The sequence below is a fragment of the Burkholderia sp. AU44665 genome (assembly GCF_030504405.1).
Classification (GTDB): Bacteria; Pseudomonadota; Gammaproteobacteria; order Burkholderiales; family Burkholderiaceae; genus Burkholderia; species Burkholderia semiarida.
Genome location: NZ_JAUJRI010000014.1, coordinates 1 through 13,408, shown reverse-complemented (window position 1 = coordinate 13,408; position 13,408 = coordinate 1). Strand labels below are relative to the sequence as shown.

Here is a 13,408-nt window from a genome sequence, read left to right as displayed (position 1 = left end):
ATAAGTCTACGGATTAACGGGGCACCAAGGCCGCTCCGCCCCGGGCTGCCTTAAGCATGCATTCCACACAGATCTTCTTCGGAGATAAATCGACCATCTGATCCTTCGGGCCTGGCAAATCATGAGAAGCTGCGTACGCGGTAAATTTGCCTGTCGTACCGCTCACCACGCCGCTCGCATCCATATTCAGGAAGCTGCCGTTTACCTCGACCCGGAATTTGTGGGCACGCAGCAGAATCTCCTCGCTTTCCAGCAGAATCTGCTTCTGTGCTCGCGCCACGATTGACTTCGTCAGCGCGTTCAATACGATGTCGCCCGCAGCCGAGACAAGATGCATTGGGCCAGTCTGCGCAAACAAACGAAGCGTGTCTCGCACCGTCGCGAAAAGGCTGCGGCCACTCGCAATACCAATATGACCTTCTGTTGTGATCGCGGCCTGCTGAGACGCCACATGCACGGTCGCTGGCGTGGTGATTTCGATACCCGCCTTGCCGTCAATCACCAGATGCGGCTCCGACAACTCCGGAAACTCGTTGTTGCTGCCGGCACCCGTGCCACGAATCTGCTCGTTCTGTGCCGCAATGGTATTGACGATGTCAGCCTGATGGCCATCCGCATCCTGCGCTTCGCTCTGCTGCGCGATCTTCGTCAGCGCATCATGTAGTTGCTGAGCCTTTCCAAGACGGTCAACGGTCTCGCTCATATCTTTCGCGGCGGCCGTTGCGCCCGCCCGCGTCTCGGTCGTCACTAGCATGCCACGGTTCGCGCGCAACACACCCCAGGAATCCGTTGCCAACTCCCAGCCAGTGCCGCGAGCTCCGTTTCGCCCCGCATTGCCGTCAATGCGTGTGTTGTAGCCAACTACGAGGCGTGACTGCTCGTAGTCGCTTGACACTTGAACCTGCAGTTTTCCTGGTGTGTCGTCGGCTACAACTTGATTCGCCTGCGTTCCCTCGAGATCTCTGGAACGCAGCCCCGATAACGCCTGGTTATCTGGCAGTTTCCACTGCACGAAGTTATTTCCGTTCGACACCCGACCTGTAATGAGCGGGCGGTCCGGTGCCCCGTCCAAAAACGACACTACGACTTCGTCGCCGATTCGAGGAACATGGATCATCCCAAACCCCTCGCCTGCCCAAGGATGACTCACGCGGACCCAACAGGAACTGCGCTCATCACGCCGACCGATCCGATCCCAATGGAACTGAACTTTTACTCGGCCCAACTCATCCGTATAAATACGACGACCTTGCGGACCGACAACTGTCGCCGTCTGCATCTGCATGACGGGTTTATGGTGTTCGTACGGGCTACGGAAGGGCACCGATTTACGTTGTGCCTCGATTTCAACCAAAAAGAAACCTTCAGACCCATCGAAATGAGTGACCCCAGAGGTCGGTTGCCCGTCGAAGGTAGCTTTCGCTTTAGCCAAGCGCCCATTCAAGCTGTGAGGAAGGGCTCCGTGATGATTCGATCCCGGCAGGTTGTTCTCGATCAGCCATATCACTTCGACGACTGCGAATTGGCTGCGCTCGCTCGACTCCCGATCATGCTCCGGATGGCCAACGAGCTCGAACCACCGCCCAGCGTCGATACCGCGCAGCGCCCCCGTGCCGTAGAACCGCTTTTCGCGTGACTCCCACTCCTCCATGCGTACCTTGGTGAGATGATCGCCGCGCTCTTGGTCAAGATACGTATAGGGGCCCGTATACTCATACACCTCCAACTGCTCCGGCAACTGATGTGACACGGTCGGGATATTGGTGCCCTTCGGATTCGCAAGCGGCGACGGATACTTATAGTCGAATGTGCGAGTGGTCAGGGCCGCGCTATGGAGGCTTCGCAAGCAGGACCAGTGAACCAGCGCGTCAACCTCGCTATTACTACCGTATCGAGAGAACTGAACCGACCGCGCGGCGAGGGGCTCACACGTATCTAGGTGATCCGTGATAGTCAGGGTATGGGAGTTACCATCATCGGCCTGCTTCCAGATGCTGAACAGTCCTTCCTCTTCCATCAACCGATGGACGAAATTCCAATCATCTTCGTATTGAGTACAGTACGACCTCGACGGAAGCGGCCTGGACAACGCAAATTCAAATCGGCCTTTCGCCTGCGGATGTGCGTTGAATACATCCCGGAGGATCTCATCAACAGGCTTGTCCTGCCAGATACGCTGATCGCGGCGAAATTTCAGAAAATGCATCCATGACGCAAAGCTGATCTGGTAACCGGTCAGTCCGCCCTCTGATCCCAGTCTTCGGGCGGCATAGACGTAACCGTTTCGCGGCTGATAGGACCGATCTGTCTGCTGAATCCAGAGGGTAACGGATTGACCGATCAGGTCTTTCAGCTTGAGATCGCTTCGTGTCGACAGGACGTCGACCGCAAAGTCGAAATGCCGGCCGATCCGAGACCAGCCCACAGTGCGCTGGGGTAGCAATACATTTTCCCCAAAGGGAGTGTCGAGTTTCAGCAGCCGATCTTGCTGAAGCAATCCGCCCTGCATCGCCCTCACGATGTCTTGCGCATCCATTTCCATCCTTTTATTACTTTTTGCTTACTTTATTGTCAGTAGTATGACACAAGCTCTCTGGCGCGATTCTACAGTCAAATGCATCGCCAGCACGGTGAACTCCAGCGCATGGATTTGAGCTGCGTACATGCGTGAGTGCCTTACATCGTGAGGGCACTCGCCGACGGAGCTCGAGGTGGGTCAGTGCAGTGTGTCCGACTGATTAGCAATGGCGGGAACGGCCGCATTTTGGATTTCTCGTGTGTTTGCCGCTGCGAGTCATTCGGTGGCCGGCCAGCGGTAGCCGATCACTTCGTTCAGCGGGTACGCGAGTTCGCGAACTTCTTCCAGCTGGTTGCCGCCGAACAAGTGGACGTGCTTATCGTCGTGACGCAGGTAGAAACCGACGTGCCCTTTCCAGCTCGTCGGGTCGTCACGCGTCAGGATCGCGATGCAGCCGTACACCGGACGCTCCAGCGGTTTTCCCCATTCCAGCCACGAGCGTGCGAGCGCGGAGCCGGTGCCGCGGAATCCGGCGTGCGCCATGCACCAGTTCACGAACGACGAGCACCAGGAAATCTTGTCGTCGTAGCCGACCAGGTTCGTCTGGTTGTTGTATTCGACGATGCGTGCGTTGATGCTGCCCGGCGGATGTCGGCGAATGCCGCGTTCGGCCAACGCGACGAGCATCCAGGGTGGGTGGGCGGCTTTCACTTTGCTCTCAGGGTTTGATAGGGTCACGTCGTTCTCGGGAACGTGTCGGTGTTGTTTCGCTCAATCTTCGCACGAATAAAGCGAATCCACGACGCTCTTCACAGATTACGATTTCCGTCGCCTCCACCCGTATCATGGAGGCAGGCCCTCGACTCCCTGCCCGCCATGCGCATCACGCCCCTGCCGCCTCTTCAGTGCCTCGTCGCGTTCGAAGCCGCCGTGCGGCACGCGAGTTTCACGAAAGCCGCCGCCGAACTGCACCTGACCCAAAGCGCGATCAGCCGCCAGATCCAGCAGCTCGAGGAATTCCTCGGCCGCTCGCTGTTCGTTCGCGAACACCGTTCGCTGCGGCTGACGATCGCCGGCGAACAATACGCGGCCCAAGTCCACCATCTGCTCACGCAATGTGCGCAAGCCACGCACGACGTGATGAAGCCGTACGGCGATCTCGAACTGACGATCGCGTGCTCATCCGGCGTCGCGCTGCTGTGGCTCACGCCGCGGCTACCGAACTTTCGCGCCACGTATCCCAACATCAAGCTGCGCCTGATCGTGCGCGATAGTCTTGCATCGATGTCGCCCGCGGAATTCGACGTCGGTGTCTACTACGTGCGCCAGCAGGCGCCGGCCGAATACACCGCACGCCGGCTGTTCGACGAAGAAGTGTTCCCCGTCTGCGCGCCCGGCTATCTGGCCGGCCGCACGCTCGACCCGGCCGACCTCGCGAACGAAACGCTGCTGCGCCTCGAAGACGGCCAGCGGCAATGGATGTCGTGGTCCGAATGGTTCGACATGAACGACGTCGACCGGCAGAAGGCGCAGCCGCAGGACATCACGATCAACTCCTATCCGCAGATCGTGCAGATGACGATTCTCGGCCAGGGCGTGTCGCTCGGCTGGCGCTACATGATCGACGCATGCATCGAAGCCGGGCTGCTCGTGCGCGTGACGGCGGCGTCCGCAAGCCACGGCGGCGGCTATTACGTGATCTCGCCGAACGACCGCGCTCAGAACCAGGCCGCCCGCCTGTTCACGCGCTGGCTGTTCGAACAGGCGGAGAAGCAGACCGGGGCCTGAATGCCCCGAACGCCCGAGCACGACGCATGCGTATAGCGCATGCGTGCATGCGAATCTTTCGTTTCAGAAAAAAATCCCGCTCTCCTTAGTATGGGATTCACGCGGGGCAGCCGTCCCGTCTTCTGACCAAGGAAGAGACCATGCAAGGAACGCTTTCCCCGCGCGCCGCGCCTTCCGTCGATGCGGCGGTGCAACAGCGCCGCCGCGCCATCGTCGCGACCGTCATCGGCAACGGCCTCGAATGGTTCGACTTCACCGTCTACAGCTTCTTCGCGGTGATCATCGCGAAGCTGTTCTTCCCGACCGGCAACGAACTGACATCCGTACTGCTCACCGTCGCGACGTTCGGCGTGGGCTTCTTCATGCGGCCGGTGGGCGGCATCGTGCTCGGCGTCTATGCCGACAAGGTCGGACGCAAGGCCGCGCTGTCGCTCACGATCCTGCTGATGGCGGCCGGCACCGCGTTGATCGGGATCGCGCCGACTTACGAACAGGCCGGCATCGCCGCGCCGCTGATGATCGTCGTCGCGCGGCTGCTGCAAGGCTTCTCGGCCGGCGGCGAGATGGGCGGCGCCACCGCGTTCCTCACCGAATATGCGCCGCCGGAGAAGCGCGCGTATTACTCGAGCTGGATCCAGTCGAGCATCGGCTTCGCGGTGCTGCTCGGTGCGGCGACCGGCACGTTCGTCACGACGTCGCTCGACACGCAGGCGCTGCATAGCTGGGGCTGGCGGCTGCCGTTCCTGCTCGGGATCATCGTCGGGCCGGTCGGCTACTTCATTCGCAGCCATATCGACGAGACGCCCGCGTTCAGCGCTGTCGAATCGCAGGCGAAGGAAAGCTCGCCACTGAAGGAAGTGCTGCACACGTATCCGCGCGAGACGTTCGCGAGTTTCTCGATGGTCATCCTGTGGACCGTCTGCACCTACGTGCTGCTGTTCTACATGCCGACCTATTCCGTGCGCACGCTGCATCTGCCGCAATCGACCGGCTTCACGGCCGGCATGGTCGGCGGGCTGATGATCATGTGCTGCTCGCCGATCGTCGGGCGACTCGCCGACGCGTGGGGACGGCGCGTGTTCCTGTCCGGCTCGGCGCTCGCGATCCTCGTGCTCGCGTGGCCGATGTTCTCGTGGATCAACCATGCGCCCGGGTTCGCGTCGCTGATCGTGTTCCAGGCCGTGTTCGGCGTGCTGATCGCGACCTATACGGGGCCGATCCTCGCGGCGTTCGCGGAGCTGTTTCCGACCAAGGTGCTGTCGACCGGGTTGTCCGTTGCGTACAACTTCGCGGTGACGATCTTCGGCGGGTTCGCGCCGTTCCTGATCACGTGGCTCATCGCCCGCACCGGCAGCAACATGGCGCCGGCGTTCTACGTGATGCTCGCGGCGGCCGTCAGCTTCGTCGGCACGCGCTTCGTGAAGGATGCGAAGCGTGCGGCTTCCGCGACTCGATAAGGATTTTTTCCCATGACCATTACCGTACTTCAAGGCGGCAACGTGCTCGACCTCGAACGAGGCGTGTTGCTCGAACATCATCATGTCGTGATCGAAGGCGAGCGGATCGTCGAAGTCACCGATCGGCCGGTGGATTTGCCGAATGCGCAGGTGATCGACGTGCGCGGCAAGACCGTGATGCCCGGGTTCATCGATTGCCATGTGCATGTGCTGGCGTCGAATGCGAACCTGGGCGCGAATGCGACGCAGCCGAATATTCTCGCGGCGATTCGGTCGCTGCCGATTCTCGATGCGATGTTGTCGCGTGGGTTCACCAGTGTGCGGGATGCGGGAGGCGCGGATTGGAGCCTGATGCAGGCAGTCGAGACGGGGCTGATTCCGGGGCCGCGGATTTTTCCGTCGGGGAAGGCGTTGTCGCAGACCGGCGGGCATGGGGATTTCCGGCCGCGCGGCGATGTGCTGGAGCCCTGCTCCTGCTGTTTCAGGACGGGGGCGATTGCGCGGGTCGTCGATGGTGTTGAAGGCGTGCGGCTCGCCGTGCGCGAGGAGATTCAGAAAGGCGCGACGCAGATCAAGATCATGGCGTCAGGCGGCGTGGCTTCGCCGACCGATCCGATCGCGAACACGCAGTATTCGGAGGACGAGATTCGGGCGATCGTCGACGAGGCCGAGGCCGCGAATACGTATGTGATGGCGCATGCGTATACGGGGCGGGCAATTGCGCGGGCCGTGCGATGCGGCGTGCGGACGATCGAGCATGGGAATCTCGTGGATGAAGCGGCTGCGACGCTCATGCATGAGCGTGGGGCGTTTGTAGTGCCGACGCTTGTGACTTATGACGCGCTTGCGAAACATGGAGCGGAGTTCGGGATGCCGGCGGACTCCATCGCGAAGGTGGCTTCCGTGCAGCAGAAAGGACGCGAATCGCTCGAGATCTATGCAAAGGCCGGCGTGAAGATGGGGTTCGGGTCGGACCTGCTCGGCGAGATGCACGCGTTTCAGTCCGGCGAGTTCCGGATTCGGGCGGAGGTGCTTGGGAATCTGGAAGCGCTCAGGTCGGCGACGACGGTGGCGGCGGAGATTGTGAATATGACCGGGCAGCTTGGGGTGGTTGCCGTGGGGGCGATCGCCGATCTCGTCGTGCTGGATGGGAATCCGCTCGAGGATATCGGAGTCGTGGCCGATGAAGGCGCGCGGGTCGAGTATGTGTTGCAGCGGGGGGCGGTTGTGAAGCGGCGGGTTGGCGGGCGTTGATTTGAGGCCATTTGGCTATTTCGGCAGGCGCGGTGTGGCCTCACTGGCCTTGTGGTCGTGACAGTTGTTGACGATGGCTATCGGTGTGAGTCGCGGCGTTCGCGACAATGGCCGGGGCGGTGTCGCCCCGGCGGTCAAGCGCATTCGGGAAACGCTTGCGTCCCAGTCGCTAGAGCCGCATCAAGCGGCCCTTGCAGACGTTATAGCGGCGACGGTCCCCGGTCAGGATCGTGGTACGACTGCTCTCGCAACGCCAACTGGCTGTAGTCCGGCGTGATCGTGATCTGCCGGGTCACGTAGTTGGTGTCCAGGTATACGCGGTCGCCAGGCTTGAATCCGAAGTGACCCTGAACCAGAATTAGTCCCGGTCGGAAGTGGAGATTTCCGGCTTGGTTGAGTTGTCAGGCGAGGCGGATTCCCTTGCCTGACGGGCGAATTCGGCGGGCGTCATCCACTGCAATGCAGAGTGGGGGCGCACCTCGTTATAGTACGTGCGCCAGTCGTCGATTTTGCTCTGCGCGTCGGCCAATGACAAGAACCAATGTGCGTTCAGACATTCCTGCCGGAAACGCCCGTTGAAGCTTTCGACCTTGGCATTGTCAGTGGGCGTGCCCGGCCGACTGAAATCCAATTCAACGCCATGTTCGTAGGCCCAGCGATCCATTGCCTTCGAGATGAACTCGCTGCCATTGTCGACCTTGATCGTGGCGGGGTGCCCACGTGTTGCAGTAATACGCATCAGCGCTTTGACCACATGCTCTCCCTTCAGACTTTGTCCGACCTCGATGGCCAAACATTCCCGTGTGTAGTTGTCGACGACGGTCAGAGTCCGAAGGCGTCGCCCATCGAACAGGGCATCTGCAACGAAATCCATGCTCCAGATTTCGTTGATCGCGGTCACGATGTGCTTGGGCTGTCGCAGCCGAGCCGATTTGTTACGTCGTGGTCGCTTATGCCGCAGTGACAGGCCCTCCGCACGATACAGCCTGTAGACGCGCTTGCAATTATCTCGCCAGCCTTCCCGTCGCAGGACCACATGAACGCGTCGATACCCGTAGTGCACGCGCGTGGCGGTGATTTCCTTGATACGCATGAGCAGCGCCGACGAATCGCGCGCAACCGACTGATACCGATACAGCGAACGAGACATGCCAAACAACGCGCATGTCTTCGTCAAGCTGGTTCGATAGCGATCACGCAACTCATCGATCAACATGCGCCGACGGGAAGGCTTCAGAGCTTTTTTGCGAGTACGTCCTGCAGCATGGCCTTGTCCAGGCTCAGGTCTGCTACGAGCCGCTTCAACTTCGCGTTTTCCTCTTCGAGCTGGCGCAAGCGGCGCAACTCAGAAGGTCCCAGACCTCCGAATTTCTTCTTCCAGTTGTAGAAAGTCGCCTCGCTTATTCCGAGCTTGCGGCAGATCTCTTCGACCTTCGTCCCCAACTCGGCTTGCTTCAGTGCAAATGCGATCTGCTCTTCCGTAAACTTGCTTGTCTTCATGGCATAGCCTTCGTGTCCGCTTGGACACATCATGCCGAATTTCTCTACTTTTGAACCGGACTATTTCTTGGGTCAGGGTCAAACCGACTCTTCTTCATGACTTCCCTTTCTCCGTTGGAAGCCATTCTCTCAAGTTTCAACTGGTCCGAAAATTCTAGGGTAGGTCAATTTCGTTTTACGTGATTTATATCCATCTAATTTTAAATAAATTGCACGCCCCGTTGATATGGAGTGAGAATAATTCAACGTACCCAGGAAGTTCAATCCCTACTTGATCGTCACGCGATTTTTGGGGTGTGAGCTCTCGCGCTATTGTGCTGGCCTCGCCCCATCAACTTGACAAAGCCTCTGCTATGGTGCGCTCTATAGTTGAGGGGGCCGATGGTTCGGAATCAATCCTTCGGTGCAACATACATGGTGCTACGGCGCAACAAGAAGTTTCGCAACGAAACAAGAGGGATTTCGAAGTCAATCGGCCTGGGACCCCGATATGGGACCGCGCAGCTTTTTTGTGCTTGCTTTTTTATGAATGGCTGCAGCATCTATCGGTAACTCAGCGCTCGATGCCATTATCATCTGCCTTCGCTTGCCGCGTTTTTCTGGGTGAGGCAGGAATCGTCGCAGCCGGCGCTGAAGCGACCACTGCGGGCTTGAAGTTCGCCCATGCATATGGCCGGCAAAACGCACAAACGTGAATCGCGCCAAGCTTGTTCATGCCCGACGTCGGAAACGCCAATAGATCGCGGGTCACGCGATTGCCGCGGTCCTCGTCATACCAGGCGCGATGTATACCACTCAACAGATGCTGGATGTAAGCGTTCTTGGTCGTCATGTTGTTGCCACCCCAGATGTAACTGCACTGCAACGGTTTTCTCTCAGCCTCATCTTTCTTCTTGCGCTCGGGATTATCACGGCGCGACCTCCCTTGCGTGCGCAGGATAAACTTGTCGAATACGATGACGTAGTCGATCAGTTCGTTCCAAGAATGAAGATGTGTATCGCCGCGAATATCAGTTTTCGGCGCAAAGCTCGACTTGATTGCAGCAAACGCCGCCTCGGCTGCAGACTTCGGATCACTCTTTTCGCAATCGAAAGCGACAAGCGCCAGCATGGGCTTAGGGAAACTCATGCCGCTGGCCCGCGCACCGATCGCCGACAGGGAGTCCAGTTCACCCGGAAGCTGAGCATCGTACAACTTGCGCTTTACGGAAATAACCCCAATTACCGACTCAAGCGGCACGATTACCGCATCCCCATAGCGCAACAAAGGCGCAAACTTAACACTATCATACAGAATGATGTCGATCTGCTTCGAAACCCACTTGCCATGTACATCAACAACAAAGCCGCCACCGATGCCTATGCCAGTCGGCAGTTTCTCGCGCAAATATTCTGCCAGCACCATTTCGATGAAGCGTCCTTCTTCACCCGAATGCACGGACGCGTCCCTATCCGGGGCTGGCACTAGGCCACGAAAAAGGTCTACTGCTGTCGTGAGCATATCGTCCCCGCCATTCAGGAAATTCTGCAGGCTTTGGGCGTCCATGGGCACGCTGTCTGATGTCTGTTTGAAGGTATTGATTTAGCGAAAGATCGAAAATAAGATCAATGACAACTGTTTATCATATTCCTACACACCATTCGACCCAAGAAACAAGACTTTGTCCTTTTCAAGGAGCCGTTTTAACGGAGAATTGGGTGCCAGCGCCGAAAATCCCGTCAACAATTGCGCGCGTCGCTTCGGCTGCATGTCATCCTCGGAAAATTGCCAGCGCGACGCTGATTTGTCTATCATAGCAGCGATTTCATCCGGGAGTTGAACGCCGTCGTTCACCACATGGCTGTCGTGAACATGCGAGGAAATTTCGTGCCATGATGCAATCAGATGGTCGATCTTTCCGTGAAAAACATCCTGCACTGTGCCCACGAAAATGAAGGGGCCAAGCTTCGCATATACGACATTTCGATAAGGAACGCCAATGAAGTTGGTGACAGATGTCACTCCCTGTTCGATCGTAAAGCGTAGGTCCACGTGATTCAAGTAGCGTGATAATTTGATCTGCTCCTCGCTGAACTCACGATCGAGAAACAGATAGCACTTGTGCTCTCCAAGTTCGAGTGCGTCGCCGCGCAGGTGAGCGCGCCACGCTCGCGCCGTCCGGGCTAGACAAGGCATCCACTCCGGCGGCACCCCTCGATTCAGAGTGTGGACCAGTACTCGCCAGAGGACGGATATCGCAAACGCCAGCAGCCGTGCATCGTGTTTGATCACGATCCGGTCGTCCATGAAGTAAGGACGCAGATGCGAGCGAGCAAAATCGTTTTCGTAACACTGGAATTGCGCCTCACATTTGCTGCAGGGCAACGGCACCACTGTTGTCCGCTCCACGCGCAACCGCGGTGCGGACATTTCTCGGAGTCCACGGACTCCCAAATCCTCGCAGATGGCGCGCACAATCAACTTCGGCAAGATGTGGCTGTTTTCAATGGCAGGCCGCTCGCGACAAAGAAAACAGGTTGTGGTACTTACCATGATGTCCATCAGCAGTGTGTCAATGTATAGCGGCCTACAGTCTATATTGCTGAGGCAACTGGAGAAAAATTGAGAATAAACACCGTCAACGCGAACGCATCGAATCCCGACTGGGCTTCTTCCGACGCGGGCCAACAAGAATATACCGACGCGGCTCGGTCATTTGTTTAATGAGATCAAAGCGGTAAGACCGTGGTTCGCCGACGACTGAACGCCCGTCCTCCACGATCGGGGGGGTCGGTGATCGCGGAGTAAACGACTATTGCGCGTCCGAGCGTTGCCGCGTGTGAACGACGGCTTCTGGCAGAACGCCGGCCGACCACGCCCTGCAACGCACGCCCGCTGTTGTCTGGGGGTTCGATACGACCTTACCGGCAGGTTCCAATGTGCATCGACCATTAATAACCGCGCCGAGCTTAGTCAACGATAGCTATCCGCAAGTCCCAAGAGCTGTGCCTTCCAGAAGGGACATAGCGTCGCCCCGGAAATGTTTGAGCGAGAGCGACAAGTCGTGACATCTGTGCAAGATCGAAGCGCCGCCAGTCCGGGAGTCCTCCGTTACTACTACGCCCCCCCGTCTGATAGACGAGAAGTTGCTTAACTCCATTTGTAACGCCATAAACATGAGGTTCGCCGATTCTCACGAGATTTTGATAAACAAACTCTATCATTTTCTTATTTTTTATCGCTTCCAATATCAGCATTTCCATACATTCCCCTCCTTATCAATCGACGAATCTCTTGACGTCGAAGGCACGCTAGCGGACAACCTCTTCTACAATCGCTTGCACCTCCGGCGCCAGGGTACGGATAGCTCTGCTGCGTGGGCAAATACTTCACGGAACAATACTGACGCTTCTCCTCGACCAACGCCCCGGCGCCGCAAACCGCGATATCCGGAACGCCCATGCCCCTCCAGACGATATAAACTGCCCTCGTTGTCTAACCGCCACCGTACACGCATTCAGTGTCTTCACCATCCGATCCCAACTTTCACCGAGCAGCACTGCCTTCACCACCATATCAGCCGGTTCCTGCTTCACTAGCAGTTGAGCAAGTCGATAGGCCACCACATCATCATCGAACACATCTGTATAACGGTCTCGTTCTCTAGGATAACGGCAACATCATCCGCGGACTTGATCCCCACACCAGCCTTCTTCGCTCCCGCTGCAACCCTCCAAACCTCAAATGTGGAAATACGTTTCCTTTCTACAAACGCTGTCACATTCGGGGCCTATAAACAAAAACGGCCACCGTGATCCCTGGAGCGGCCCCACGTATCTGAGGACACGAGGACTCTCTTAAAATAAGGGATAGTCTTGTGCCTATCAGTAAGCCTAGTCATTACGTGGAAAGCATCGAAATTCTGACCGAGCCGGAGCGCCGTCGTCGGCGCACGGCGCAAGAAAAAATCGCCATCGTGCAGGAAACATTGGAGCCGGGAGCGTCGGTGTCGGCCGTTGCACGTCGGCACGGCGTCAATGCCAACCAGGTGTTCGGCTGGCGCAAGCAATACCAGGAAGGCAGTCTGGCGGCGGTGAAGGCAGGCGAAACCGTTGTGCCGGCATCTGAGCTGGCCGCCGCCATCAAGGAAATCAAGGAACTGCAACGGCTACTCGGGAAGAAGACGCTGGAGGTCGAAATCCTGAAAGAAGCCGTGGAATGGGGCCGTTCAAAAAACCTGATTGCGCGCTCGCCCTTGCTGCCGGGGGACGACCGATGAAGACGGTCTGCGAAGTTCTCGGCGTGGCGCGCTCTGCCGTGGCGGTGAAGCGAACTCGCTCGTCTGACTGGCGCGATGGTCGCCGTGCCCGCATGACCGATGATGCCGGGCTGGTCGAGGAGATTCAGGCCCAGGTGGCGCATCTGCCGACCTACGGCTACCGGCGTGTCTGGGCGCTGCTGCGCCGCAGTCGGGAGCAGACCGGTGCGCCGTGCATCAACGCCAAGCGCGTGTATCGGGTCATGCGGGAGCATCAGTTGCTGCTGCGCCGCCCTGGCGTGCGGCGAGACAAGCGGCGACATGACGGTCGCGTTGCCGTGGACCGCAGCAACACCCGCTGGTGCTCCGATGGCTTCGAGTTCCGGTGCGACGATGGTACGCCGCTGCGCGTGACGTTTGCGCTGGACTGCTGCGACCGCGAGGCGATTAGCTGGGCAGCGACGACCGGCGGGCATAGCGGTGATATGGTGCGCGACGTGATGCTGGCCGCCGTCGAACAGCGCTTGAGCCTATCCGAATCTTTGTGTGTGAGGCATAAACTGGCGACCAAGGAGCCACTTTATGCCACGCAAACGCAAGGAAGAAGTGACGATTGAACCGGGCAAGGGCTTGAATCTGGACCCGGAGTTGAT

Annotated in this window: 9 protein-coding genes and 1 pseudogene; 4 read left to right on the top strand and 6 right to left on the bottom strand. The window is 58.3% G+C overall.

The annotated features are described in order from the left end of the window. Positions 1-13: 13 nt before the first annotated feature. Positions 14-2,536 carry a type VI secretion system Vgr family protein gene (locus QZM15_RS24115; RefSeq protein ID WP_302107387.1) on the bottom strand — a complete coding sequence of 841 codons (2,523 nt, stop codon included), beginning with the start codon at positions 2,534-2,536 and terminating at the stop codon, positions 14-16. A 258-nt stretch (positions 2,537-2,794) separates the two neighbouring features. Next, complete coding sequence (locus QZM15_RS24110) at positions 2,795-3,205, bottom strand: TIGR02594 family protein (protein WP_302107436.1); 411 nt, start codon at positions 3,203-3,205, stop codon at positions 2,795-2,797. Positions 3,206-3,394: 189 nt separating this feature from the next. Between QZM15_RS24110 and QZM15_RS24105 the strand changes: the two genes are divergently transcribed. The 3 genes from QZM15_RS24105 to QZM15_RS24095 all read left to right on the top strand — a co-directional run bounded on the left by QZM15_RS24105 (position 3,395) and on the right by QZM15_RS24095 (position 7,017). Beyond that, positions 3,395-4,306, top strand: coding sequence for a LysR substrate-binding domain-containing protein (locus tag QZM15_RS24105; RefSeq protein WP_302107386.1), 912 nt, complete (start codon positions 3,395-3,397; stop codon positions 4,304-4,306). A 140-nt stretch (positions 4,307-4,446) separates the two neighbouring features. Further along, the gene (locus tag QZM15_RS24100; RefSeq protein ID WP_059575287.1) at positions 4,447-5,763 is read left to right on the top strand and encodes an MFS transporter; all 1,317 of its coding nucleotides are present in this window, start codon (positions 4,447-4,449) and stop codon (positions 5,761-5,763) included. Positions 5,764-5,775: 12 nt separating this feature from the next. Further along, positions 5,776-7,017, top strand: coding sequence for an amidohydrolase family protein (locus QZM15_RS24095; protein ID WP_226288517.1), 1,242 nt, complete (start codon positions 5,776-5,778; stop codon positions 7,015-7,017). Between the two features lie 358 nt (positions 7,018-7,375). Here the strand turns inward: QZM15_RS24095 and QZM15_RS24090 are convergent. The 4 genes from QZM15_RS24090 to QZM15_RS24075 form a co-directional block, all read right to left on the bottom strand. Then, positions 7,376-8,517 (bottom strand): IS3 family transposase gene (locus tag QZM15_RS24090; RefSeq protein ID WP_155720390.1). Its coding sequence is split into 2 segments (ribosomal slippage): positions 7,376-8,265 and positions 8,265-8,517, totalling 1,143 coding nucleotides; the frame shifts between segments, so codons are not numbered across the junction. 553 nt (positions 8,518-9,070) lie between these two features. Further along, complete coding sequence (locus QZM15_RS24085; protein ID WP_302107385.1) at positions 9,071-10,063, bottom strand: DUF6602 domain-containing protein; 993 nt, start codon at positions 10,061-10,063, stop codon at positions 9,071-9,073. Positions 10,064-10,147: 84 nt separating this feature from the next. Beyond that, the gene (locus QZM15_RS24080) at positions 10,148-11,059 is read right to left on the bottom strand and encodes a hypothetical protein (protein ID WP_302107384.1); all 912 of its coding nucleotides are present in this window, start codon (positions 11,057-11,059) and stop codon (positions 10,148-10,150) included. 407 nt (positions 11,060-11,466) lie between these two features. Beyond that, on the bottom strand, positions 11,467-11,760 hold the full coding sequence (locus QZM15_RS24075; RefSeq protein ID WP_302107383.1) for a hypothetical protein: 294 nt from the start codon (positions 11,758-11,760) through the stop codon (positions 11,467-11,469). Positions 11,761-12,410: 650 nt separating this feature from the next. Here QZM15_RS24075 and QZM15_RS24070 point away from each other — a divergent pair. Continuing rightward, a pseudogene (locus QZM15_RS24070) lies at positions 12,411-13,279 on the top strand (IS3 family transposase); the annotation flags it as partial. Between the last annotated feature and the right edge of the window lie 129 nt (positions 13,280-13,408).

Excerpts from the sequence above, each read along its gene's own strand:
- QZM15_RS24115 (WP_302107387.1), bottom strand. The coding sequence starts at position 2,536 with ATGGATGCGCAAGACATCGTGAGGGCGATGCAGGGCGGATTGCTTCAG.
- QZM15_RS24110 (WP_302107436.1), bottom strand. The coding sequence starts at position 3,205 with ATGCTCGTCGCGTTGGCCGAACGCGGCATTCGCCGACATCCGCCGGGC.
- QZM15_RS24105 (WP_302107386.1), top strand. The coding sequence starts at position 3,395 with ATGCGCATCACGCCCCTGCCGCCTCTTCAGTGCCTCGTCGCGTTCGAA.
- QZM15_RS24100 (WP_059575287.1), top strand. The coding sequence starts at position 4,447 with ATGCAAGGAACGCTTTCCCCGCGCGCCGCGCCTTCCGTCGATGCGGCG.
- QZM15_RS24095 (WP_226288517.1), top strand. The coding sequence starts at position 5,776 with ATGACCATTACCGTACTTCAAGGCGGCAACGTGCTCGACCTCGAACGA.
- QZM15_RS24085 (WP_302107385.1), bottom strand. The coding sequence starts at position 10,063 with ATGGACGCCCAAAGCCTGCAGAATTTCCTGAATGGCGGGGACGATATG.
- QZM15_RS24080 (WP_302107384.1), bottom strand. The coding sequence starts at position 11,059 with ATGGACATCATGGTAAGTACCACAACCTGTTTTCTTTGTCGCGAGCGG.
- QZM15_RS24075 (WP_302107383.1), bottom strand. The coding sequence starts at position 11,760 with ATGGAAATGCTGATATTGGAAGCGATAAAAAATAAGAAAATGATAGAG.